Raw genomic sequence first — 24308 nt, 5'->3', positions numbered from 1 at the left:
CGTTGATGACACAGACGGCTAGTTCCACGCGCTATCAAATGTGCTATGGCGGACTTCCGCAGGCCCGACGCTGAGTTTCCTGCTTATGACGAAGCGTTTGACCGTGACGGCTCCGTCCGGCCGCTCTACGCAGCGATCGTGGAGCGCTTCTCCAACTTCGATGCGGCCGAGTTGCGGCGCCGCGAGGGCATCATCGAGGAGGAGTTCCGCCGTCAGGGCATCACCTTCACCGTGTACGGCGACTCGAAGGGAACGGAGCGGACGTGGCCGATGGACTTGTTCCCCCGACTTATCGCCGCGGCCGAGTGGCGCGAGATCGAGCGGGGCTTGGCGCAGCGCGTCACGGCGCTGAACCGGTTCCTTGCCGACGTCTACACCGGCGAGGGCGCGGCCATGGCCGACGGCGTCGTGCCCGCATGGCTGGTGCAGTCGTCGGACGGCTTCGAGCGCAACGCGTTCGGTATCAGCGTGCCCCATGATGCTCACTGCGTCATTGCGGGCATCGACCTGGTGCGCGATGCGCAGGGCCAGTACCGGGTGCTCGAGGACAACCTGCGCAATCCGAGCGGGATCAGCTACGTCATCGAGAACCGTACGGCGATGACCAAGGCGTTTCCCCTCGTCTGGGAAGACCACACGGTCGAACCCGTCAGCCAGTACGGCCGGATGCTGCGAACGGCGCTCGAATCAGTGGCGCCCACGGGTTCCGGCGACAAGCCGCTCATCGTGATCCTGACGCCGGGCATCTACAACTCGGCCTACTTCGAGCATGCATTCCTCGCCCGGGAGATGGGCGTGGAGCTGGTCGAAGGGCCCGACTTGGTGGTGGATGAACATGTCGTGTACCTGCGCACCATCGAAGGACTGGTTCCCGTCGATGTGATCTACCGGCGCATCGACGACTCCTTCTTGGACCCGGTGTCGTTTCGCCCCGATTCGACACTGGGCGTGCCCGGGCTGCTCGGCGCCATTCGTGCCGGCACCGTGACGGTGGCCAATGCCGTCGGAAACGGTGTTGCGGACGACAAGGCCATCCACCCCTATGTGACCGACTTGATTCGTTACTACCTCGGCGAGGACCCCATCCTCCCCAACGTCCAGACCTATGTGATGTGGGAGCCTGATCAGCGCGCAGCGGCGTTCGAGCGGCTGGACGAGCTGGTCATCAAGCCGGTGGGGGAATCGGGGGGCTACGGCATCGTCATCGGGCGCAATGCCACCGACGAAGAACTTGCGAATGCGCGGGCAGAAATCGAGGAGGATCCCCGCAACTGGATAGTTCAGGAAGTGGTGGAGCTGTCGACGCTGGCCTCGATGTGCGATGACGTGCTCGAGCCCCGCCACCTCGATCTGCGGCCGTTCGTGATCACAGGAGAACGAACGCAGGTCTTCCCAGGCGGCCTCACGCGAGTGGCGATGCGCAAGGGGTCGTTGATCGTGAACTCGTCCCAAGGCGGCGGTTCGAAGGACACCTGGGTGCTGGCGCCCAGCACCAACTCCGCAGCCGCGGAGACCGCCGGCAAACCGTCGATGGATGCCGCCGGGCAGGAGTCGGCCCGATGATCCTGGCCCGGCATGCCGATTCGATGCTGTGGGCTGGCCGCTACTTGGAGCGCGCCGACACCATCGCCCGGTGCGTATCGGTCGAGACCAATGCCGTGATGCATCGCCCGCCCACGGAGGCCCGGCTTGCGTCGCGTCGGCTGGTGCAGGCGCTCGGTCTGCAAGACGAGTTCGTGGCAGCCCAGGTCGGCACTGGGCCGTACGCAGTCATGGACTTCCTGGTATCCGATGAGACGAATCCGGGTTCGGTGGTGTCGTCGGTGCAGTCCGTGCGGGAGAACCTCCGCATCGTGCGAGACCGCATCCCGGTGGAGCTGTGGGAAGAAGCCAACAGCCTCCACATCCTCATGCAGAGCGCCAAGGCCGTCAGCTCGGGGGCGCGGGAACAGACCGGCGGCGAGGTGTCGCGGATGTCGGTCATCACCGCCCGACGAGGCTGCCGGTCGCTGAGCGGAGTGATGACCGAATCGATGATGCGGGACGAGGGCTACGCCTTCATGGAGGTGGGCCGCCTGCTGGAGCGCTCCATTTTGACGGTCGAACTGCTCAAGTCGGGCCTGGGCACCGGCAGTGATGTATTCGACGGCAACCGGCTGCTGGCGTTCACTCATTCGCTGCAGGCGGCTCGCCGTGAGATCGGCCACTCGCCGAGCTGGGCCGCGGTGGCCAGATTCTTGCTCCAGCACTTCGATTTTCCCCGCTCGGTGTTGTGGTGCCTGGGTCGGGTGGAGCAACGACTGGAAGATCTCGCAGCCGCGGCGGGTGCGGTGGCGGTGCCGCGACGCCGCGCTGGCGCCTTGCGGGCCCGCCTGGAGTACGGCGAACTCGACGGTTCGCTGGCCGCCCAGCCCGACACGGAATTGTCCGAGCTGGGCATTTCGCTGGCCACGCTGGCGACTGACGTGCATGCCAGCACCGTTTCCGGTTCCGGTCAGGTCGAGGTGCAATCCCAGTTTGTGCGCCCAGGTGACGGCGGGGACGCGGCGTCGTGAGGCTCGACATCGCCTACCGGCTGCACTTCCGTTACGCCGCTGCGGTGTCGGAGTCGCAGAACGAGATTCGCGTCCGCCCTCGCGATGACCTCCGCCAGCAAGTGCTGTCGTACCGGCTGACGACGACACCGGCGACACGGGTCTTGCAGACCCGCGACTACTTCGGGACGACCGTCGATCATCTCGGGGTGCGGGGCGCCCACCGTGAACTGCTGGTGGTCGCCGAATCGTCGGTGGAGACTGCGCCGATCCCCGACGACCCACCGGTGGTGAGTTGCGAGCGGCTCGCCGATGTGGAATTCGCGAACTCCCATGTGGAGTACCTGGCTCCGTCCCAGCACGTCCAGTGGGGAGATCTCATCAACGAAGTTGCAACGTGGTCGGTCCGCTCGGCTCCCGACAACGTCAGCTCTCGCGTGATCGCCATCGTGAAAGCGGTGCCGACGGTCTTGACCTACGAACGCGGTTCGACATCGATCGGGGTGACGCTGGAGGAGCTCGTGGACGGCGGTCGCGGCGTCTGCCAGGACTTCGCGCACCTTGCCGTGGGCATGCTGCGCTGTGTCGGCATCCCTGCCCGTTACGTGTCGGGCTACCTGTTCGCAGTCGACGAGACGAGACCCGACGGTGACGGCAACGACGGTTCGCCGACGGCCGCAGCGAGCAGGGCAAAGGACTTCGTGGCAGAAAACGGCATTGGCGAGCAGACGGGCGTGCTGGACTCCGACGGCGAGGCACCCACTGCCGTTTCGGTGCAGACCCACGCGTGGATTGAGGCCGCTGTGCCTGGCTTCGGCTGGTACGCGCTCGATCCCACCAATGGCGGAGCGGTCGGCGAGCGTCACGTGATCATCGGTCATGGACGCGACTACAACGACGTCGCGCCGGTGCGCGGCGTCTTCCACGGTTCGGCCGACGCCCAGGTTGACGCCGAGGTGATCATCGCCCAGCCCACGGCGCCCACCTCGATGGTGACCGAACCGATTCGCCGCCGCTCCAACGTGGCCGTCGCCTCCCCGGCTGCTGCGATGGCGGACCATCAACAGACCGCCCAGCAACAGCAGCAGTAGCGGGGCCTCAGCTACCAGGGATCGATCGGGTGCTTGCGGGTTTCGCGCTGCCGCGGCGGCGGAAGTGTCGCCAGCAGCCGCGCGATCAGGTCCCGAGTCTCGGCCGGGTCCACGATGTCGTCCAGCAAGAACGATCGGGCGAATTCCAGGCCGGTATTGCGTTCCTTCCACTCAGCGACGCGCCGATCTTGAATCTCGCGCCGTGTTGTGTCGTCGGGTGCAGCCTCGAGCTCGTCGCGGAACACGATGTTCACAGCGCCTTCGAGGCCCATGCCGCCGAATTCCGCCGTCGGCCAGCCGACATACAGGTCAGGGTCCAGCGCGTCGGAACCCATCGCGTAGTAGCCAAGGCCATATGCCTTGCGCAGAATCACCGTCAGGATCGGCACATCGGCAGCGCTGAGCGCCACCAGCGTGCGAGCGCTGTGACGCACGAGAGCGGTCTTCTCCGCAGCCGTCCCGATCATGAAGCCCGGCGTGTCGCACAAGAACAGCAGCGGCAGGTCATAGGCATTGCACAGCTCGACGTGTCGCGAGAACTTGGCCGAGCCCTCGGCATCGATGGCTCCTGCCCCGAACATCGGGTTGTTCGCAAGCACACCGATGGGGCGCCCCTCGACCCGGCACAGCGACGTCGACAGGCAGCGGCCGAACCTCGGACGCAGCTCCAAGACCGACCCTTCGTCGGCCAGGATCTCCACGATCTTGCGCACGTCATAGGCACGCCGAGGGTTCTCGGGCACCATCGTGCGCAACGGCGCCTGATCCACCGCGACCGGCGGCGGGGGAGTTGCCACGTCGGTGAAGTACGACAGATACCTGCGAGCCGTCTGCAGCGCCGCTGTCTCGTCGTCGACCACCAGCTCGATCGTGCCGACCCGCTCGTGCATCGAGACGGGGCCGAGTTCTTCGGGTGTCAAGTCCTCGCCGGTCGCAGACCTCACGAGCGGCGGCCCGGAGAGCCCCAGCGTCGAGTCCTTGGTCGCGATCACCACATCGGAGGTGCCGGCGATGTTGGCCTGGCCCGCGAAGCTCGGCCCCGACAAGATCGTGACGATCGGCACCAGGCCTGAGAGCCGTGCGAGCTGGATGAACGTGGTCGCCGTGCCGCTGTCGTAGAACAGCTCAGTGGCGCGTGCCCCGGCGCCTTCTGACCAGAAGATGACCGGCCAGCGATTGCGCTCGGCCACCTCCATCATCCGGTCCACCTTGCGATGATTGGTCGGGCTCTGGCTGCCGCCCATCACGGTGAAGTCGTAGGAGAAGGCGCACACCGAGACGCCGTCCACGAGCCCGACGCCCATCACCAAGCCGTCGGCTGGGGCGTCGCCCAGCGAGCGGATCTGTGGCTGTGCGAGCTGGCCGTACTCGACGAACGTCTCAGGATCGAACAGGGCGGCGATGCGTTGCCGAGCCGTCCACCGGCCACGTGCGTGCTGGCGAGCCACGGCGACGGACCGGGCTGCGTCCAGCGTTGCCTCCTTGGCTGCCATTGCCTTGGCCAGCCGCGGCGGCAGTTCGGGTTCGTCGGGCACAACGTCGTCACTCACGCCGCAAGAACCTACGCCGCCTCCCCAGCACCGGCATCTGTGCCTACTGGCTTGAGCACTTAGAGATCGACGGCTTCTAGGGTTTGGCGATGTCTGACATCATCCGATGCGCAGGAATCACCAGCCAGCACACCAGAGGCGGATCGGAGCAGCCATGACGATTGTGCGGGGCGAGGCCAGATCGACCGGGCCGTCGTACCAGTCGATCCTGCTGGCCGACGCAACACCTCCGCCGGCGCCACTGCTCGAAGAGGCTTACAGCTGGGAGGACACCGATCAGGTCGACATCGACCGCTATGTGTCACGAGAGTTTCACCAGCTCGAGGCTCAACGGCTGTGGCCAAGCACCTGGCAGATGGCGTGCCGGCTCGAGCACATTCCCGAGGTCGGCGACTACATCGTCTATGAGATCTGCAATATCAGTCTCGTCGTGGTTCGCACCGAGACCGATCAGGTTCGGGCATTCCACAACTCGTGCTTGCACCGTGGCACCACGCTCGTCGAGGGCGATGGCAACGCTGCCTTCTTCAAGTGCCCGTTTCACGGCTTTGCTTGGAATCTCGACGGCTCCTTCCGCGGCATGCCCGCGTCGTGGGACTTCCCCCACGTCGATGGGCCAGATTTCTGCCTCCCTGAGGCCGCCGTGGCGCTGTGGGGCGGATTCGTGATGGTCAATCCAGACGGCACTGCCGAACCGTTCGAGCGCTACGCCGCTCCGCTCACCGAGCACTTCGAGCCGTACCGGCTCGACGACCGCTATGTGGCTCATCATGCAGTGCAGGTGGTCGAAGCCAACTGGAAAGCCACCCAGGAGGCGTTCCTCGAGGGCTACCACGTCGCAACGACGCACCCCCAAGCGAAGCGCATCTCCAATGACTTCGCCTGTGCCTACGACGTGTTCGGCCCGAACCTGAGCCGCATCGTGCAGGCCCAAGCGGTGCCCGCCAACGATCTTGTCGGCCAAATCGGTCAAGCCGAGATCGCACGCTCGATGCAACGCCTGCTGCCCGCACAGGACCGCCAGGAGGTTCCCGACGATGTCGACGCCCGCAGCTGGCTCGCCGAGCGCTTCCGGGAGTCACTGGGGCGACGCTGGCGACACGACCTCGCCGGGGCATCGGAGGCGGCCATGCTCGACTCCATCCAGTACTTCGTGTTCCCCAACTTCTGCCCGTGGGCGGGCTACCAGCTGCCGATCGCGTACCGGTTCCGACCTTGGGACGACGACCCGAACCTGTCGCTGATGGAGATGATGCTGTTGCACCCGATGCCCGACGACGGCGAATGGGAGTCAGCTGCTCCTCATTGGCTCGACGTCCGCGAGAGCTGGGCTCACGCTCCCGGGTTCGAGTCGTTGGGCGCAGTCATCGACCAGGACATCGCAAACCTGCATCGGGTGCAGCGGGGCATGCGGGCGGCCCAGCACCGTTACCACACCTTCAGCGACTATCAAGAGATTCGCATCCGCCACTTTCACCGTCGTCTCGACGATGTGATCGGCCGCAGAAGTTAGGGTGCGCGCGTGAAGCCGACTGACGAGGCGTTGGCCGAGCGGCGGGCGCGAGTGGCGAAGCGCTGGGAGCTGACCGACGAGGTAGTGCTCCTGCGGGCAGGGGAACCTGCGAGCTGGTCGGGTACGGATCAGCACTTTGCCTTCCTGCCGCATCCCGACGTCGCGTATCTGACGGCGGTGGGATCGCCGGGCACGACGCTGGCCTTCGATGCCGCGGCCGGCGAATGGGAACTCTTCGGGCCCCGATTCAGCCCCGAACGGCTCGTGTGGGAGCAGCCGCCGACACCCGTGGGCCGGCCGCTGGACGAGTTGGGGGACTGGCTAGCGGAGCGAGGCGATCGCAGCGTCATCGAGTTGGGCGCCGGTGCTGAGATGCCCGAGACGCTGCCGGCTGCGGCCGCAAAGGCTGAGTCCGACACGCCCGCCACCGACGGAGACGATCAGCCCAGCTCGGCACCGGATGACTCGACTCCTGAGCAGGTCGACGCGTCACCAGCGACGATGGTCGTGCGTTTGGGCGCAGCGATTGCGCTTGAACGCATCACCAAGGACCCCGCCGAGCTTGACGACATCCGTTGCGCCGCTGCCGCGAGCGCAAGCGGATTCGACTGGGTGTACGCAAACGCCGCGGCAGGCATGACCGAGCGCGAGATCCAGGTCGGCATGGAAGCACAGTTCTTCGCTGCGGGAGCACCCCGGGTGGCCTACGACAGCATCGTGGCGTCCGGTTCGCATGGGGCCTACCTGCACTACGTCTATGCGGGCGACGACCCCCTGCGGCCAGCGACCAGGACGGTGGAAGCCGGCGACCTGCTGCTCATCGACGCCGGAGCGCAGTTCGGCGGTTACGCCAGCGACGTGACCCGGACCATGGTCGTGGGCGCCGATCCGACCGACGAGCAGGAATTCCTGTGGAAGCTGGTGCTGAGCGCCCAACAGCAGACGATCGACATGTGCCGGCCTGGGATTGTGTGGCGCGAGGTGCACCTGGCTTCCGCCCGGATCCTGGGGGCGGGATTGGTCGAGATGGGCGTACTGCGGGGTGACCCGGCAGAACTCGTGACCCAAGGCGCGGTGGCGCTGTTCTTCCCCCATGGGCTCGGGCACCTGCTGGGCCTTTCGGTGCACGACATCACGAGCGTGCCCTACAGCCGAACGCCGAGCGACGACCCGGTGCTGTCGAGGCTGGGGCCCGAACGAGTCCTCGCTGCAGACATGGTCACCACCGTGGAGCCCGGGGTCTACTTCATCGACGCCCTGTTGTGCGACCCCGCCCGGCGGGAGAAGTTCGCAGACAGCGTGGTGTGGGATCGGGTCGACGAGTTGCGGGGTTTCGGCGGAATCCGGATCGAGGATGACGTGCTGGTGACCGACGCCGAACCCGAAGTGCTCACGGCGGCGATCGCCAAGCCGATCCGCATCGGTTGATTCCGAAACGGTCCGCGCAGTGCTTCACCCATTGTTCGATGGCCACACGGGTGGCATCGCATGAGCGGGCAGCGCTACGACGCCATCGTCATCGGCGCCGGCGTCATCGGCACGTCAGTCACTTGCGAACTGGCACGGCGTGGCTGGCGGGTGCTCGGTCTCGACCGCAACCCCGGCGCAGGCCAGGGTTCCACCAGCGCCTCGTCGGCCATAGTGCGGTTTACCTACTCGACCCGCTCGGGCGTGGCGATGTCCTATGAAGGCCTGCAGTACTGGCTGGACTGGCCCAACCACATCGGCGCGTGCGACGAGGCGGGCTACGCAGGGTTCACCGAATGCGGGATGGCGACGCTCTTCAGCGGCGAAGGTCCCCACTTGCTGCCGGTGCCGCACTTCGAGGCTCTCGGCGTTCCCCATGAGATCTGGGACTGCGACGAGACGGTCGCCCGGCTCGTTCCGCTCGACATGTCCCGTTTCGGTCCGCCTCGCCAACTCGACGACCCTGATTTCTGGGCGGAGCCCACGTCGCGCCTCGAGGGCGCGCTGTGGACGCCCGAAGCCGGTTACGTGGGCGATCCGCAGCTCGCCGCCCACAACCTGCGGCTCGCGGCGGAGGCCGCCGGTGCCGAATTCCGCTTCGGTGCGGTCGTGGTCGCGGTCTCAGGCTCCGGTCGCGCCGAGGGCGTGGTGCTGGCCGACGGCACTGAGGTGTCGGCGCCCGTGGTGGTGAATGTCGCCGGCCCGCACAGCAGCGCCATCAACCGCCTTGCCGGCGTGCTCGATGACATGTCGATCAGCACCCGGCCGCTGCGCAAGGAGGTGTATCACGTGCCCGCGTCGCCGGGCGTCGACTTCGAGCACCGTGGTGCAGCCATGGCCGACGACGACTGCGGCTGCTATGTGCGGCCCGAGGTGGGCAACAACCTCCTCATCGGCTCGCTCGAATTGGATTCGACGCACTTCGAGTGGCTCGACGCCGATGAGATCGACGGCTGCTCGCAAGGCCTCAGCCGCGATCAGTGGGAAACCCATGTGCTGCGGTTCGCCAGGCGGATGCCCGAACTCGGCCTGCCCCACCAGCCGAGGGGCATCGTGGGCGTGTACGACGTGGCTGACGACTGGATCCCGATCTATGACCGCACGTCGCTCGACGGCTACTACGTGGCGATCGGCACCAGCGGCAACCAGTTCAAGAATGCCGCAGTCGCCGGCCATTGCATGGCCGAGCTGATCGGCGCGGTCGAGGCCGGCCACGACCACGACACCGATCCCGTCGTCGTGACGGGCAAGCACACGGGTTTCGACATCGATATGGGCACGTTCTCCCGCAAGCGAGACCTCCACGGTTCGTCAATGTCGGTGCTCGGCTAGTACCGAGCACGCATGCGACAGTGCTCGGCAAGCTCTGGTTGCTGGCTGGCTTGCGGCAAACATCGGCATTGATTCCCTCTCGGGCCAAGCCCAATTTCTGACACGCCGCCGAATCGAATATCTGTTAGAACATTCGTTCTTGACTTGATGCTTGAACATGGCTTACGTTCGTGTGCAGCGGCCCGGTTGTATTCGGGCACCGACAGAACGAAGGAGTTAAGAATATTGAATCAGGAACTGAGGAGTCGGGGTGACCCCTCCACTTCTCACCTTGGTCGGTTTGGCAGACGGTCCCGCGTGCGGGACCGCGTTTGGGTTCTGGTGGCGATTGCCGTCGCAGCAGCGCTGGCTCGTCTGCGTCATCAAGAGGCCGTTGCACCACTGATCGCGAAGTGGCGACAGCAGCATCCAGCGGCATTCGGAGGCGCCTACCACGCCGACGGTTTCGCCACTCGGACGACGGTGCGGTGGGTTGGGCAAGTGCCGGCGGCGATCGCTACCGAGATTGAGCAGTCGGGTCTGGCGATTGGATTGGATGTCACTGCTACCGCTTCGCAAGCTGCGCTGGTCGCGAGGACCCACGCGATAGCGCAAGCACTGCACGATGCCGGTTCGACTGATTTTGCGGTGGCGCCGAATATTCGCACGCAGAGAATCGACGTCATTCTTGGCGTCACCGATGAGAGCGCTGCGAACGCAAGCGAATTCGAACGAACGGTCCGGGAACTGGAGACCTCGACCATCGGTGTAGGCGTCAGCCGTGTCGCTGAGAGTCCGTTCACGCCCGACACGGCTCAGGGCGGTACGGCCGCTAGCAAGAACCGCAACGGTTCGGGTGTTGCGTGCACGTTCTCATTAGGCGTCAGGTCGGGCTCTATCTATGGCCTGTTGACCGCTGGCCACTGTGCGAACACGTTGTATTACTTCGATCCTGTCTCAGGTAGCACGACAGCGCTGACCCTGCAGGACGAGTACGAGGGCTACTACGGCGACTTTGCGTGGTACTCCTACTCGGGCACCGTCGAGCCGAAGTTCTATGCCGGGTCCAGTACATCGAGTCTGCGCACCGTGACCAGTGTCAAGTCAGCAACTTCGATCGCAATTGGCGACTACTACTGCAAGTACGGACGTGCTTCAAACCGAGGGGGCTGCAACAACGTCAAGTACACCGGTGTCTGCCACAACGGTGGCGGCAGCGTTGTATGTAACCAAGTGCGTATGCGCAGTGTGTACGGCGCGTGTGGGGACAGCGGAGGCCCGTGGTTCTCAGGTACTCAAGCCGTCGGAGTCAACACCGGCCGCTACGGCACCGACGGGAATTGCTCCACGACGTGCAGCGAGCACGCATTCACTCCAGTCGCGTCGGCCGCCGAAGATCTCGGCACGCAGGTGTTGACGAGATAGTGCGAACCACCAGTCGCTCACGTCAGCAACGGCAACCATGGTCGGGCCGCCGAGTGCTCTGGGTGTCCGCCGCGGTGATCGTCGGTGCTCTCGCTATCGGGAACGCCTGTACGGCTTTGTTTGGGGAAGCCGCCGAAGGGCCTTCGAGCCGCCTCGTGCAAGTCGAATACAGGCCCGATGCCTGGGACGACGCCCGCTATTCGCCCCGGCAGGTGCTACTCGACATAGGAAGCCGGTGCATCACCGGTACCGGCCGCGACGGCACCAGGTATTTGCTGCTGTTCGAGACTGGCCGCGAGCTCGTCGAAGCCGACGGCTCGCCGGCGATATCGGGCGTGTACTTGCCGAACCTGTCGCTGCTGCGACCAGCGACTAACGTGGCCTCAGTGCCGCAAGCACCGGCGAATCTGCTGGGTGGCGACCCCGAAACGCTGTACTTCGATCCCTACGGTGCGGTTGTCCGAGGCGACCGCACCGGATTCTGGGTAGGGGCACACGGAGAGGAACGGAACGTCGGTAACTTCGCGACTCAAGGCACTGCCGTTGACGGCGAAGTGATGCTTGCCTCCATCAGGGCTGTGGGTCACCCCGGGCTGCGATGGCTGACCACCCCATACCCGGAATGCGAGCAGTACCCCCACGCTTGGGTGCCGAACAACCTTCCGACGTGACAATGCAGCCTTTGCAGTGTGAGAGATGTGCCGGTTCTGATGGTTCGCTTGGTCAAGACCAGGCGAACACTGGCTGTTCGAGTTCGTCGACGCGGATGTCGAGGCCGTCGTAAGCGACCGCTCGGAATTGGTAAAGCACGGCACCGGTGGGGGCGTGAATGAGGTCGCCGCCGATGGGGACCTGCACGACTGGGCGATCGCTCTCGGGGATGCTGACGAAGCGAGGCGAATCGTCCCTGGTCAATTCGCGCATTGAGACACGGTGCACCGAGGCCACCTCGGCAGGGTTGGCCACTGGGTCGCGGTCGTCAGAAAGCCAGAACACGAACGGGCTGATCACGTAGCCCGAGCGGGTCGGGTAGTCGTCGAGCCGGCCGAGCAGATCGTTGCTAGTGAGCCGCAGCCCGACTTCTTCGTCGGCTTCTCGCATGGCTGCTTCCAGCGGCGTCTCGCCGGCATCCAGGCGGCCTCCCGGCAGGGCCCATTGGCCGCCGTGGCCGCGCAGATGCGAGCCGCGCCGAGTGAGCAGCACTGCTGCGCCCCCGGCGGTGCCTTCCACGTCTCCGGTCAGCATCGGGTCGTCGGCGGCGCCGGGAACCGCGGCCAGCATCTCGCGTCGTTCCTCAGCGGTGAGACCGCGGAACGCGGGATCGGCGCCGTGCAGCTCGGCGTCGCTGTCCAGCACAATCACTGCGACCGCGGCGTGCTTGCGGCCCTCACCGGGATGCCGCTGGACGTCGTGTCGAGCCAGGTTCGCCGACAGCCGTTCCCGCAGCGATTCGTCGTGGGCGATCTCGCCGGTTGACGGCTCAGACGACATAGCCCGAGAGTCTGGCACCTCGCCCTTGCGGTCCGCCGGTGAGCGGGACTCTCTACGATCGCTGGACGTGAACGCGCAACGCCAGATCGTTTTGGTGGGTTTCCTGCAGGCGCAGAACTGCACGACGATCCCCGCAGCGTGGCGGCATCCCCAAGCCCGGCACGATGTAACCAGCTTCGACTACTACCGCCACATCGGCGAGGTGCTCGAAGAGGGCCGCTTTGATCTGGGCTTCTTCGATGACCGGCTCGCCATGCCCGACATGTTCGGAGGTGATCACCGCCACACCGTGGAGGCCGGCATCCGCTGCGTCAAGCTCGATCCGGTGACTGTGCTCACCGCGATGGGCATGGCCACCAGCAGGCTCGGGCTGGGCGCCACCTACTCCACGACCTACTACGAGCCGTTCCACGTGGCCCGGGTGTTCGCCACCTTGGACCACCTCACCGGCGGCCGCGCAGCGTGGAACGTCGTCACCTCAGTCAACGACAACGAGGCCCGCAACATGGGCCTGGACCAGGCCCCAGCCCACGACGAGCGCTACGACCGCGCCGACGAGTTCATGGAGGTCGTGCACGGCCATTGGGACACTTGGGAGGCCGGCGCTATCGCTGCGGACCGCGATGCTGGGCTCTACGCCCACGGCGACCGGGTGCACCGCCTCGACCACGACGGCGAGTGGTTCTCGTCGCGGGGGCCGTTCACCGTGCCGCGCACGCCACAAGGGCATCCGGTGGTCATCCAGGCCGGCCAGAGCGGCCGGGGCACTGCCTTTGCGGCCCGCTGGGGCGAGCTGCTGTTCGTCAGCCACGTGCGGCTGGATGCCGCTGTCGAGCATTACGCCGCGGTGAAATCGCAGATTGCCGAACTGGGCCGCGACCCTGACCAGGTGAAGATCACCAACCTCACGTTCCCGGTGGTCGGGCGCACCATGGCCGAGGCCGAAGACCGGCGCGCCGCCTACGACGAACTGCCGACGCTGGTGGACGACCTGTCATTGCTGTCGGAGGGGCTGAACTTCGATTTCGCGGCCCGTGACCTCGACGAGCCTTTGACCGACGACGACCTCGACGCCATGACGGGCATCCAGGGCATCCGCAACCAGGTGCTGCAGACCACTGGTCGCGCCAATCCCACCGTACGCGACTTCGTGCAGATCTCAGGCCGCGGCCGGCTGGCTCATCCGACCGTCGGCGGACCGGTCGAGCTGGCCGACTACTTCGAGGAGTGGTTCACCGAGCGAGCGGTGGACGGGTTCGTGATTGCGGGTACGCACATGCCCGGGGCATTCGAGGACTTTGTCGAGCTCGTCGTGCCAGAGCTGCAGCGCCGTGGCCTGTTCCGAACCGACTATGGAGGCACGACGCTGCGCGACCACCTTGGCTTGCAGGTACCCGAGCCTGGTTCGTGGCGCCTGTCGTAGTCGTCGGCCTGATTTCTGTGCAGAAATGCCGCCGTAGACGGCTCTTTTGCACAGAAAATGCATCGGGCTCAAATCTGTGCAGAAATGCCGTCGCAGACAGCACTTGTGCAGAGAGAACGCGTCGGCCTTAGGTCTGTGCAGGAGTGCCGCCGCCAAAGCTGCGGGTGTGTGCGGCCAACTCGGCAGCGGTTGCGGTGTGGATGTCGCCGAGGGCGTTCACCTCGCCGAGAGCAGCGTCCAGAATCTGGGCACGGAACGGCTGACCGGCGAGCCAAGGACGCAGCGTCAGCATCAGCAGACGCGCTCCCGCCGGATGCTGAGTGCCGTCAAGGTGCATACGGGCTGCGGCTTTCGTAACGATCTCGTGCCAGCCGTTCAGGGACACCCGGCGGTGCCAGAGGGCGAACTCGTCGTCGGCCTCGAGGAACAGCGGCAATGACACCATCGGCGGGGTGCCTTCGGCACGACCCACCCCGGCCAGCACGCCGTCGGTCGTCATCAGGAATGGCTGCTCGTCGTTGGGCCAATCCAGCACTGCGTCGATCCCGGCCTCTGCCAACAGCGCCGGGGTGCGGAACGACTCAACCCCTTCGGCCGAGAACCAGGTGGTCGGGCGGATTGCGGTGGCGGCCTCGATGGCATCGATGCTTCGCGCAATGGCGTCCCGCTCTTCGGACTCGGAGTTCTTGGAGGTGACGAGCTGGGTCGCCGCGATGCCTCGCCCAGCGATCTCGCAGCCTCGCTCGACGAGGTGTCTCACCAGCCAGCCGTAGTGCTCCGCGGTCAACGCGTCGACCGCCACGGTCGCAGCGATGCCGTGCCGCTCGAGGATGTCCAGCAGGCGAAAGATGCCGACCCGGTGGCCGTACTCACGGATGGTGAGCTGCGGGTAGTCAGGAGCTGGCAGCCGAGCCAATCCGCCGCTGCGGTGACGCAACGCGTAGGCGTCCGGCGGCGGGTCCCACTCGACATGCTCAAGGACGATCACAGCGCCCACTGCGAGCGGGCTGCGGTTCGGCCATTCGAAGCGGGCACGGCCCGGCAGCGGCGACCAGTCGTAGTAGGGGTGGTCCATGCCGTGCTGGTGATGGGCCGGGCCGAATTCGTAGGGGGCCTGACGGGTTGCTGCGAGGCCCAGACCGGCGGTGGCGGCGGTGCCGGATGCCGCTCCGACGTTCCTGTGCGCCGGCGGTGCGGCCGGGCGGTGCGGGCTCACTGTCACTCGCGTTGGCGACTGCTGGGGCTCCGGCGGCGCCAGCTCGTGGGCGACGGCGTCGTCGTAGTGATGGTCGAGGTAGTGCTGAGCGATCTGGCTGGCGGTGGTCTGCCACACGTCGTCGTGGCTCATCAGGTAGTCGAGCATCGCCGCGAGCCCGTCCACCCGGTGAGGCATGCCCATCAGGTACGGGTGCAAGGCCACGCACATCACGCGTCCGCCGGCCGAGTCGTCGGCTTCTCGGCGCAGCACGTCGAGCTGGGCACGCGCCATCGCCACAAATTCGTCGGTGTCGTGGTGCTGGGTGAACACTGGCACGTCGTTCAGTTCCATCGAGTACGGCACCGACACGAGTCGCTGCCCGCTCCGGGTTGCCAGCGGCACGGGCTGGTCGTCGTGAAACCAGTCGGCGTGGTAGATCAACCCCGCCTCGGCCATGAGATCCGGCGTCAGGGCGGTGTTTGAAACGGCGGGTCCGAGCATGCCCCGCAGCTGCTGACCGCTGTGTCTGCGCAGTGCCTCGATGCACTCGATGTAGAACGCCCGCTCGGCGGTTTCGTCGACAGAGGAGATGTAGCGCGTGTTGTAGATGCCGTGGGACATGATCTCCCAGCCGCGCTCGACCATGGCCGAGCCGACCTCGGGGTAGTGGTCGAACACGGCGAGGTTGGTGGAGGCCGTTGCGACGATGCCGTAGCGATCCAGCACGTCGACCATGCGCCAGAAACCCACCCGGTTGCCGTAGTCGCGGTAGCCGTAGCCCTGCACATCGGGGTGCGGCGAGCGAACCCACGTGTTGCGCTGGGGATCTCGCGGCGGCAAGAACTCGTAGTGCTCGACATTCGGGGCGATCCACAACGCCACGCGTGCGTCGTTCGGCCACCGGACCCGCGGCCGGTCGGTGATCGGCAGGTACTTCACGCGGTGCGGCGGCAAGCCGCCCGGCAGCGGTGCGATCAGGCCAGATGCCCCGCTGACTGAGCTGGCTTCGTCGTCGGGGCCGGCCATGTTGTGCATACGCCGACGCTAGAACAGCTCGCCACTCTCCTTACGTGGGCGCGGTGGACATAACATCAATTTATGGCAGGAGACAGCACGCGGCCCCGGCCTGCACTGCCGCCGGGAGTTGAGCGGCCCCAATGGCATCACCGACCGCTCGCCCCCGGTGAGCTGCGACGGATCCCCGATCTCGTCCGTGATTCGTTGTCGCTCATCGGTCGGCGCTGGCGGCCGTTTGCAGAATTCACGGTCATAGGCGTCGCGGGCTATCTCGTGGCGTTCGTCATGCTCTTCTTGGGCTTGAACGCACTGCTCGGCGGTCAGTTCTTCTCCAGGATCTCGGAGTTGACCGACCCGACCGCTGACGTATGGGCCGACTTTGACGCCTGGCTCGAGTCGTTCGATGTCACCCCGACGACCGCGGCGTTTGTTTTGCTCTTCGCCTTCGGCCTCGCGTGCTGCGTGGGCTTCCTGGTGCAAGAAATTGCTATCTCGCGCATGGCGCTCGACGATGTCCAGGGGCGACCCTCCGACTTCGGTGAGACACTCGCGGCCTCCGTGCGGCGCCTGCCTAAGGTCTTCGCCTTCCTCGTCGGTCTCGGTCTTGTCATCGGCGTGGCGGGGTGCGGTATCGGCGTGCTGCTGCTGTGGCTCGCACGTCCCCTCGGGATCGTCTGGCTACTGACGTCCTGGTTGGCACTTGTGGTCTTCTTCCCACTGCTGACCATCTACTTCGTGATGGCCTACGTCGAGCCTCGCATTCCCTCGCCCCGCCGCTGGTGGCGGCTGATTCGTGGCCGCAAGGCGGCAATCTGGGGGCGGGTCATGCTGCTGGGGATAGCGGCCAACGTCATCGCTGTCGGGCTTGCCGAGGCGCTGGGTGTGCTGCCACTGCCCGCCTTGTACGGAGACCTCGTCATCAACGCAGTCGTCTTCCCGCTCATTTTCATGCTGAGCGCGGTCGTCCACCTGCTGATGTACGCCGATCTCATCACCCGGGACGACCCGGTCCCGCTTGAGGCCGACTCGCCGAGCTGACGCTGGCGGGTCAGTCTCGACCCAGCGTTACCGGGTCCCAGTCGACCCGTTCGCTAGCGTCGGCCCGTGCCATTGGGGCGGCCACCGCTGCCGGAGACGCCGCAGAATGCCCGCCAGATCCCCCGGGCCGAGCCCGCCGAGGGGGTTGCAGAGGCCGAACATCCGCCGGTCGATCCGCCTGGACCGTTCTTCTGGGCGCGTCCCCCCGAGTCCGAGCCCGGTTACGGGAGGCTTCGGCCGCTTCGAGCCCTCATCGGCGACACGCTCCGATTCGCTCTCCGAGACTGGCGCAACGTCATCGTTGTGTCACTGCCTGCCCTTGTAGCCCAGTCGCTCGTCTGGCTCGCGTATCGCTGGGCGTTCGAGTCGGTTTTCGACGACAGTCGCAACACCGAATACGCATTGCGTCTGACATTGGCGAGCACGCTTGCGTTCGTACTGATGGGGATCGGCAGCCACCTCTTCAGCACAGCCGTGGTTCATCTCGTCGTGCAACGAGAGCGTGATGGGACGTCGAGTCCAGGATCGGCCATGCGCTTGGCGGTGCGCCGACTTCCGAGAGTCATCACCGTCAATCTCGTGTACGGCGTTCCCGTGGCGATCGTCTCCGTGCCGATCTTGATTTGGCCGGTGCCGATGTACCTCTTGGAGCGAGACCAGTTGGGACTGTTGCCTTGGACCTATCTCGCAGCGGGGATCATCGCGTATGCCGCTCCACAGATCAACGTGTATTTCACAGCGATCAAGGTCGAAGATCGGCGGCCGAAGTTCCGGCGGGCACGACAGCTTGTTGACGGGCAGCGCGCGGCCACGTTGGGTCGGGTGCTGTTGTGCCAATTGGTCCGCGTCGCCTTCCAGGCGTCATCGATGTTTCTTGTGTTGACGATCACCTCGTTCGCTTGGTTTGGATTCGCAGTCGTAGACATGGTCGTGACTACGACACTTCTGACGACGGCGTTCACTCTCTTGTACGTGGACCTGGCAAGAGTGGCCGCCGAAGGCCGCCCTCCAGACGATGGCCCGACGCTGATCGACGCGTCAGGATCCCGCGACGCCGGTCCGCTACGCCAGCCGACCTAGCATTTCGGCATGGCTGACGACGACACGCGGCCGCGCCCGGTGCCGCCGCCTTCCGAGCCAGGGCGAGGCGACCGGCAGCGTGATGCGCACCGCCGTGTGGGAGCACTGTGGGTTGGCACCTTCGGAGTGGTGGGCAGGCGCTGGCGCGATCTGGTTGTAGCCGCGACGCTCGGTTCGGCGTTGTGGCTTGTCTCGTTTGTGAGCGCGTACGTGGGTGCGGACGAACTGTTCGGGGGCCAATTCTGGGCAAAGATCGACGTTCTCTTCAGTGGCGAGCTTCAGACGACTGCGCAGATCGATGCATGGTTCGCGTCGTTCGACTTCACCTTCACACCGCAAGCAGCGGGTCTGTTGCTCGTGGCGCTCTTGGCCAGTTTCTTGAGCATTCTCCAGCCCGCGGCGAGTGCCCAGATCGCGCGCCAAGAGTTGGCTGGTATCGATGCCGACGGCAGTACCGCTGTGAGCATCGCGCTCGGTCGGCTGCCTGTGCTGCTGCTGATCAATGTCACGCTCGCTGTCATTCAAGTAGCCCTGTTGGGGGTCGGGCTGGGCCTCGCTGCGGTCGCAGAACCGTTGAGCACCGTGTGGGACATCGTCACGCTGGTCGTCTCGATAGTCATTACTCCCCTGTTAGCCATCTTGTGGGCCATGGCATACCTAGAGCCTGGATTGCCATCGTTGCGCCGTTGGAATCGGCTCATGGGGCGCAACAAGCTGGCGACTTGGGGCCGTGTGATGCTGTTTGAAGTCGTGCGCATGGTTCTTGCGGTAGTCATCTTCATCGTGGCTGTCGCGAGTCCGCTCTCATTTGCGTATTCGGTGGCGATCGTGGTCGTCTTGGTGTGGCCGTTGACCGTCGGGATCGTGACCGTCGCGCAGGTGATTATGTACGAGGATCTCCGCAACGCACCCTCCCCGGCTGGGGGCACGAGTGACGGCAATTGAGGCCGAGGGTTCACCGCTTCCCGTTTCACGTTGGGACGAGGCGTTGTACTCCCCGGCAGGCAGGCATCGGTGGGCGTGCTGAAATGTGCCCATGAGCGGGGAAACGAATATGGACGCAACTGGGGTGCTGGCCGATTACCGCGTGATCGACCTGACCGACGAGCGCGGCCACCTGGCCGGGTTGATCTGGGCCCAGATGGGCGCCGACGTGATCGCGATCGAACCGCCCGAGGGCTCGTCGGCGCGTCGGCTCGGGCCTTTCGCGGGCGATGTCGAGGATCCAGAGCGCTCGCTGCACCATTGGGCCTACAACCGGGGGAAGCGCAGCGTGGTGCTGGATCTGCGCACCTCCGAAGGCGTCGATCGTGCCAAAGCACTCATTGCCGGCGCGGATGTCGTGTTCGAGTCCTTCGACCCTGGCGAGGCTGACGGTCTCGGCTTGGGCCGCGACGTGCTCGCGGAGCTCAACCCGGCCTTGATACATGTCTCGATCACTGCGTTCGGCAGTGATGGCCCGAAAGCCAATTGGACCCATTCGGACCTGGCGTTGCAGGCCTCAGCGGTGAACATGGCGATCACCGGCGACGCGGACCGGGCGCCGCTTCGCGCAGGGGGCACGCTTCCGCAGGCGTTCCACAACGCGGCATCCGAGGGCGCCGGAGCGGCGCTGATTGCCATGTGGGACCGCCAGACCCGCTCGGGACTGGGCCAGCACATCGACACGTCCGCCCAGCGGTCCATGAGCCAGGCCTCCATGTCGTCCACGCTCAACGCGTCGGTGAATGCGACCGTGACGCAGCGCATCGCCGGCGGCGCCAGCCTGCAGGGCATCGACATACAGCTCATGTGGCCGTGTGCCGACGGGCATGCCTCGGTGACGTTCCTGTTCGGACCGGGTTTCCGAGCATTCACCGAGAACCTCATGGCCTGGGTGCACGAGGAGGGCTTCTGCGACGAGGCCACGCGGGACAAGAACTGGACCGAGTACGCCATGATGCTGCTCGACGGTCGCGAGCCAGTCTCGGAGTACGAGCGGGTCAAGGGGATCCTCACCGATTTCTTCGCCACCAAAACCAAGGCCCAGCTGCTGGACGCGGCGATGACCCGGCGGGTGCTCATCACGCCGGTGTGGAACACCGGCGAGGTAGTGGATTCCCATCAGCTCGCTTTCCGCGAGTACTGGGAGGACGTCGATCACAGCGATGTCGTGTCTGACAGCGGCGCTGGTTCATTCGATCCTGCGGCAATTCGCTATCCGGGCGCATTTGCGAAGTTCACCGAGACTCCGCTGGCGAAACTGGGCCGCTCCCCGAGGTTGGGAGAGCACACCGACGAGGTCTTGGCCGGTCTGGATGCCGCACAACGCCTGCCGGCAGTGCCCGCTGCCGCCGCTCCGGTGGCCCTTACTTCGCCGCCACTCGAGGGCGTCAAGGTGCTCGACTTCATGTGGGCGATGGCCGGCCCGGCGGCTTCGAGGGTGCTGGCCGACTACGGCGCCGACGTCATCCGTGTCGAGTCAGCGAACAAGCTCGATGCGATTCGGTCGATCCAGCCGTTCCACGACGATGTCGGCGATCCCGACGGTTCGGCGCTGTTCAGCAATCTGAACGCCGGCAAGCGCGGCTTGGCGCTGGACATGTCAAAGCCCGAAGCGATGGAGGTCATCTGGGACCTCATCGACTGGGCAGACGTGATCCTGGAGTCGTTCTCGCCCAAGGCGATGACCGGTTGGGGCATGGGCTGGGAGCAAGTGCGTGAGCGCCGCCCCGACATGGTGATGGCGTCGAGCTGCCTGATGGGCCAGACCGGGCCGCTTGCGCTGCTCGCCGGCTTCGGAACCATGGCCGCAGCGATCTCCGGCTTCTTCTATCCGGTCGGGTGGCCCGATCGGGCGCCGGCGGGCCCGTTCGCTGCGTACACCGACTACACGTCGCCGCGCTGGCTGGTGGCCGCTGTGATGGGGGCGCTTGAGCACAAACGCCAGACCGGCCGCGGCCAGTACGTCGACATGTCCCAGGCTGAGGCGGCTCTGCACCTGATGGGGCCGGCGTTGCTCGAGCGCACCACCAACGGGCGCATCTGGGAGGCGGCGGGCAACCGGGATCTGGTGTTCGCACCGCAGGGTGCGTACCGGACCGCAGCGGGAAGCCCCGCAGGGGACGACATCGACGACAACTGGATCGCGATTACCTGCGTCGATGACGGCCAATGGGCTGCTCTGGCGGCCGCGATGGGGCGCGATGACCTGGCGTCGCTGAGCATCGGCGAGCGCCATGCGCGCCACGACGAACTTGACGAGGTCATCTCTGCGTGGACCCGCGACCGTGACGGCTACGAGCTGATGGCTGAGCTGCAGGCGGCTGGTATCGCGGCGCACATCGTGCAGAACTCGCCGGAGTTCACGATCGATCCGCAGATCGTCCACCGCCAGTTTCTCACCGCGGTCGGCCACGGCAAGCAGGGCACCACGGCGGTGGAGAACACCCGGTTCGTGCTGTCGCGCACACCGGCATCGGTGACCTATGGCGGCCCGACGCTCGGCGAGCACAGTTTCGAGGTGCTTACCGAGACGCTCGCCTATGACGGCGACCGCATTGCCGAGCTGGCTGTGGCCGAACTCTTGGAGTAGTGGCTTGGCGGTAGCAGACTGTTGTGCGCAGCCGTGCTGAAATGTGCGGATGCCTGACGCCCCCGCTGATTCTGAGACCACGTCGATGCTGAGCCCATTCCGCGTGCTCGACCTGACCGACGAGCGCGGTCACCTGTGCGGGGCGATCCTCGCCCAGATGGGTGCCGACGTGATCGCGGTGGAGCCGCCCGAGGGCTCATCGGCGCGACGGCTGGCCCCCTTTGCCGGCGATGTCGAAGGACCCGAGCGGTCGCTGCACCATTGGGCCTACAACCGTGGCAAGCGCAGCGTGGTGCTTGATGTGCGCACCGACGAGGGCGCTGAGCAGCTCAAGGCGCTGGCGGGCGCGGCAGACATTCTGATCGAGTCGGCCGGTGCCGGGGCCATGGACGGTCTCGGCCTCGGCTACGACGTTCTGTCGCAGCTCAATCCCGAGCTGGTGTACGTGTCCATTACGCCGTTCGGCTCGGACGGGCCGAAGGCGAATTGGGTGGCGTCGGACATCACGCTGCAGGCGTCGGCCGTGAACATGGCCATGACCGGCGACTCCGATCGGGCGCCGGTGCGTACCGGGGGACTGTTGCCCCAGGCGTTCCACAACGCCGCTTCCGAAGCGGCCGGCGCAGCGCTCATCGCCCTGTGGGAGCGGCAGACAGTCTCCGGGCTCGGCCAGCACGTCGACATGTCGGCGCAGCAGAGCATGAACCAGGCTTGCCAGTCGTACGCACTCTCGACGCCGATCGGTGCCACACCGCCGGTCAGGCACGCAGGCGGAGTGCTCGTGGAGGGCCTGCACATCCAGCTGATGTGGCCGTGCGCGGACGGCCACGCCTCGGTCACGTTCCTGTTCGGGCCTGGCTTTCGGGCCTTCACGCAGAACCTCATGGACTGGGTGTGCGAGGAGGGCTTCTGCGACGAAGCCACACGAGACAAGAATTGGACCGAGTACGCGATGATGCTGCTCGACGGGCGCGAGCCCGTCTCGGAGTACGAGCGGCTGAAGCAGGTGCTGGCTGACTTCTTCGCCACCAAGACGAAGGCGGAGCTGCTCGACGCGGCGATGAGCCGTCGGGTGCTCATCACGCCGGTTTCCACCACCGACGAGGTAATCGACTCGCACCAGCTCGCAGCGCGCGAGTACTGGGAGACCGTCACCCAGATCGTCGACGGGGACGGTCAGACCGACGTGACATATCCGGGCCGTTACGCCCGTTTCGGTGCCACGCCGATGCCGCCGCTCGGCCCGCCGCCCAAGCTCGGCCAGCACACCGATGACGTGCTCGCGGAGCTGGAGTCGGCGGTGCAGACTCGTCCCCGGATCGAGGCAACCGGCGCAGACGTATCCGCTCACACGCCCTCGACAACCCGCCCGCTCGAGAACGTCAAGGTGCTCGACTTCATGTGGGCGATGGCGGGGCCCGCAGCAGCGCGGGTGCTTGCCGATTACGGCGCCGACATCATCCGGGTGGAGTCCGAGACCCGACTCGAGGTGGCCCGTTCGCTGCAGCCGTTCCGTGACGACACCGGCGATCCCGAGTACTCAGCGCTCTACAACAACATGAATGCCGGTAAGCGGGGCATCTGCCTCGACATGTCCAAGCCGGCGGCGCTCGATGTCATCTGGGATCTCATCGACTGGGCCGATGTCATCGTCGAGTCGTTCTCGCCCAAGGCCATGGCCGGCTGGGGGATCGGCTGGGAGCAGGTCCGCGAACGTCGGCCGGACGTCATCATGGCGTCGAGCTGTTTGATGGGCCAGACCGGCCCGCTCGCGATGCTGGCCGGTTTCGGGACGATGGCTGCGGCCATCTCAGGGTTCTTCTACCCGGTGGGCTGGCCCGATCGCGCACCGTGCGGTCCGTTCGGCGCCTACACCGACTACACGTCGCCGCGCTGGCTGGTGGCGGCCGTCATGGGGGCGCTGGAGCACCGGCGCCGCACCGGCGAAGGCCAGTACATCGACATGTCCCAGGCCGAGGCGGCATTGCACCTCATGGCCCCCGCACTGCTCGATCAGACGGTCAACGGCCGCATGGCTCAACGGGTGGGCAACCGGGACAGCCACATTGCTCCCCAAGGCGTGTACCAGACCGGCGCGACACAAGCCCATGACGACAACTGGATTGCGATCGCTTGCGTCGACGACAGCCAGTGGCACTCGCTGGCAGCCCAGATGGGTCGCAGCGATCTGGGAGACCTGACGCTGGCGCAGCGTCACGAGCGTCACGACGAGCTGGACGACATCATCGCAGCGTGGACCCGAGGTCAAGACGGCAACGCGTTGATGTACCGCCTCCAGGACGTCGGTGTCGCGGCTCACATCGTCCAGAACTCGCCCGAGTACACCGCGGACCCGCAGATCATTCACCGGGGTCAGCAGGTTGAAGTCGGTCACGCCAAGCAGGGCACGACCGTCGTCGACGCTTCCCGCTTCGTGCTGTCGCGCACACCTGCACAGGTGACCTACGGCGGCCCAACACTCGGCGAGCACACCTTCGACATCCTCACCGAAGTCCTCGGCTACGACAGCGACCGCATAGCCGAGCTCGCCGTCGCCGAACTCCTCGCCTGATTGAACGGACCCAGACAGAGCAGA

Annotated in this window: 17 protein-coding genes; 14 read left to right on the top strand and 3 right to left on the bottom strand. The window is 65.9% G+C overall.

Annotated elements, in window-relative coordinates; translation table 11 throughout:
• The first annotated feature begins 45 nt into the window (after positions 1 to 45).
• The 3 genes from ACOOF5_RS01570 to ACOOF5_RS01560 are packed head-to-tail and all read left to right on the top strand — an operon-like array spanning position 46 to position 3625.
• The gene (locus ACOOF5_RS01570; protein WP_420435920.1) at positions 46 to 1563 is read left to right on the top strand and encodes a circularly permuted type 2 ATP-grasp protein; all 1518 of its coding nucleotides are present in this window, start codon (positions 46 to 48) and stop codon (positions 1561 to 1563) included.
• Positions 1560 to 2555 carry an alpha-E domain-containing protein gene (locus tag ACOOF5_RS01565; RefSeq protein WP_420435918.1) on the top strand — a complete coding sequence of 332 codons (996 nt, stop codon included), beginning with the start codon at positions 1560 to 1562 and terminating at the stop codon, positions 2553 to 2555. The genes ACOOF5_RS01570 and ACOOF5_RS01565 overlap by 4 nt, the downstream gene beginning before the upstream one ends.
• Positions 2552 to 3625, top strand: a complete 1074-nt coding sequence (locus ACOOF5_RS01560; protein WP_420435916.1) for a transglutaminase family protein — start codon at positions 2552 to 2554, stop codon at positions 3623 to 3625. Before ACOOF5_RS01565 ends, ACOOF5_RS01560 begins: the two co-directional genes overlap by 4 nt.
• Before the next feature lie 11 nt (positions 3626 to 3636).
• Here the strand turns inward: ACOOF5_RS01560 and ACOOF5_RS01555 are convergent, their stop codons facing one another.
• Positions 3637 to 5175 carry an acyl-CoA carboxylase subunit beta gene (locus tag ACOOF5_RS01555; RefSeq protein WP_420435914.1) on the bottom strand — a complete coding sequence of 513 codons (1539 nt, stop codon included), beginning with the start codon at positions 5173 to 5175 and terminating at the stop codon, positions 3637 to 3639.
• A 154-nt stretch (positions 5176 to 5329) separates the two neighbouring features.
• On the opposite strand from ACOOF5_RS01555, the gene ACOOF5_RS01550 reads away from it, so the two are divergent.
• From ACOOF5_RS01550 to ACOOF5_RS01530, 5 genes are all read left to right on the top strand, one after another.
• On the top strand, positions 5330 to 6688 hold the full coding sequence (locus ACOOF5_RS01550; RefSeq protein ID WP_420435912.1) for an aromatic ring-hydroxylating oxygenase subunit alpha: 1359 nt from the start codon (positions 5330 to 5332) through the stop codon (positions 6686 to 6688).
• A 9-nt stretch (positions 6689 to 6697) separates the two neighbouring features.
• Entirely contained in the window at positions 6698 to 8116 is a 1419-nt protein-coding gene (locus tag ACOOF5_RS01545; RefSeq protein ID WP_420435910.1) for an aminopeptidase P N-terminal domain-containing protein, read from the top strand.
• A gap of 60 nt (positions 8117 to 8176) precedes the next feature.
• On the top strand, positions 8177 to 9487 hold the full coding sequence (locus ACOOF5_RS01540; RefSeq protein ID WP_420435908.1) for an NAD(P)/FAD-dependent oxidoreductase: 1311 nt from the start codon (positions 8177 to 8179) through the stop codon (positions 9485 to 9487).
• A 297-nt stretch (positions 9488 to 9784) separates the two neighbouring features.
• On the top strand, positions 9785 to 10891 hold the full coding sequence (locus ACOOF5_RS01535) for a hypothetical protein (RefSeq protein ID WP_420435906.1): 1107 nt from the start codon (positions 9785 to 9787) through the stop codon (positions 10889 to 10891).
• A 62-nt stretch (positions 10892 to 10953) separates the two neighbouring features.
• Positions 10954 to 11562 carry a hypothetical protein gene (locus tag ACOOF5_RS01530; RefSeq protein WP_420435904.1) on the top strand — a complete coding sequence of 203 codons (609 nt, stop codon included), beginning with the start codon at positions 10954 to 10956 and terminating at the stop codon, positions 11560 to 11562.
• Between the two features lie 52 nt (positions 11563 to 11614).
• Here ACOOF5_RS01530 and ACOOF5_RS01525 read toward each other — a convergent pair whose 3' ends face one another.
• Complete coding sequence (locus tag ACOOF5_RS01525) at positions 11615 to 12382, bottom strand: NUDIX hydrolase (protein ID WP_420435902.1); 768 nt, start codon at positions 12380 to 12382, stop codon at positions 11615 to 11617.
• A gap of 67 nt (positions 12383 to 12449) precedes the next feature.
• Between ACOOF5_RS01525 and ACOOF5_RS01520 the strand changes: the two genes are divergently transcribed.
• A complete protein-coding gene (locus ACOOF5_RS01520) occupies positions 12450 to 13805 on the top strand; it encodes an LLM class flavin-dependent oxidoreductase (protein ID WP_420435900.1) in 1356 nt (451 codons plus the stop codon).
• Between the two features lie 127 nt (positions 13806 to 13932).
• Here ACOOF5_RS01520 and ACOOF5_RS01515 read toward each other — a convergent pair whose 3' ends face one another.
• Positions 13933 to 16038 (bottom strand): polysaccharide deacetylase family protein, encoded by a 2106-nt coding sequence (locus ACOOF5_RS01515; protein WP_420435898.1) that lies wholly within the window; start codon positions 16036 to 16038, stop codon positions 13933 to 13935.
• 63 nt (positions 16039 to 16101) lie between these two features.
• Between ACOOF5_RS01515 and ACOOF5_RS01510 the strand changes: the two genes are divergently transcribed.
• From ACOOF5_RS01510 to ACOOF5_RS01490, 5 genes are all read left to right on the top strand, one after another.
• Positions 16102 to 17058, top strand: a complete 957-nt coding sequence (locus tag ACOOF5_RS01510) for a hypothetical protein (RefSeq protein ID WP_420435896.1) — start codon at positions 16102 to 16104, stop codon at positions 17056 to 17058.
• A gap of 66 nt (positions 17059 to 17124) precedes the next feature.
• A complete protein-coding gene (locus tag ACOOF5_RS01505) occupies positions 17125 to 18138 on the top strand; it encodes a hypothetical protein (protein ID WP_420435894.1) in 1014 nt (337 codons plus the stop codon).
• A gap of 9 nt (positions 18139 to 18147) precedes the next feature.
• A complete protein-coding gene (locus tag ACOOF5_RS01500) occupies positions 18148 to 19083 on the top strand; it encodes a hypothetical protein (RefSeq protein WP_420435892.1) in 936 nt (311 codons plus the stop codon).
• 91 nt (positions 19084 to 19174) lie between these two features.
• On the top strand, positions 19175 to 21712 hold the full coding sequence (locus ACOOF5_RS01495; protein WP_420435890.1) for a CaiB/BaiF CoA transferase family protein: 2538 nt from the start codon (positions 19175 to 19177) through the stop codon (positions 21710 to 21712).
• Positions 21713 to 21761: 49 nt separating this feature from the next.
• A complete protein-coding gene (locus tag ACOOF5_RS01490; RefSeq protein ID WP_420435888.1) occupies positions 21762 to 24284 on the top strand; it encodes a CaiB/BaiF CoA transferase family protein in 2523 nt (840 codons plus the stop codon).
• The last annotated feature ends 24 nt before the right edge of the window (positions 24285 to 24308 follow it).

Source organism: Candidatus Poriferisodalis sp. (genome assembly GCF_965214215.1).
Taxonomy (GTDB): domain Bacteria; phylum Actinomycetota; class Acidimicrobiia; order Acidimicrobiales; family Poriferisodalaceae; genus Poriferisodalis.
Note: the sequence above shows the minus strand (reverse complement) of the source record. Positions and strands in the feature narration are given on the sequence as shown.

Bases quoted from the DNA above. Each gene is read 5' to 3' on its own strand.
- ACOOF5_RS01570 (WP_420435920.1), top strand. From the start codon at position 46: ATGGCGGACTTCCGCAGGCCCGACGCTGAGTTTCCTGCTTATGACGAA.
- ACOOF5_RS01565 (WP_420435918.1), top strand. From the start codon at position 1,560: ATGATCCTGGCCCGGCATGCCGATTCGATGCTGTGGGCTGGCCGCTAC.
- ACOOF5_RS01550 (WP_420435912.1), top strand. From the start codon at position 5,330: ATGACGATTGTGCGGGGCGAGGCCAGATCGACCGGGCCGTCGTACCAG.
- ACOOF5_RS01540 (WP_420435908.1), top strand. From the start codon at position 8,177: ATGAGCGGGCAGCGCTACGACGCCATCGTCATCGGCGCCGGCGTCATC.
- ACOOF5_RS01525 (WP_420435902.1), bottom strand. From the start codon at position 12,382: ATGTCGTCTGAGCCGTCAACCGGCGAGATCGCCCACGACGAATCGCTG.
- ACOOF5_RS01515 (WP_420435898.1), bottom strand. From the start codon at position 16,038: ATGCACAACATGGCCGGCCCCGACGACGAAGCCAGCTCAGTCAGCGGG.
- ACOOF5_RS01510 (WP_420435896.1), top strand. From the start codon at position 16,102: ATGGCAGGAGACAGCACGCGGCCCCGGCCTGCACTGCCGCCGGGAGTT.
- ACOOF5_RS01500 (WP_420435892.1), top strand. From the start codon at position 18,148: ATGGCTGACGACGACACGCGGCCGCGCCCGGTGCCGCCGCCTTCCGAG.
- ACOOF5_RS01495 (WP_420435890.1), top strand. From the start codon at position 19,175: ATGAGCGGGGAAACGAATATGGACGCAACTGGGGTGCTGGCCGATTAC.
- ACOOF5_RS01490 (WP_420435888.1), top strand. From the start codon at position 21,762: ATGCCTGACGCCCCCGCTGATTCTGAGACCACGTCGATGCTGAGCCCA.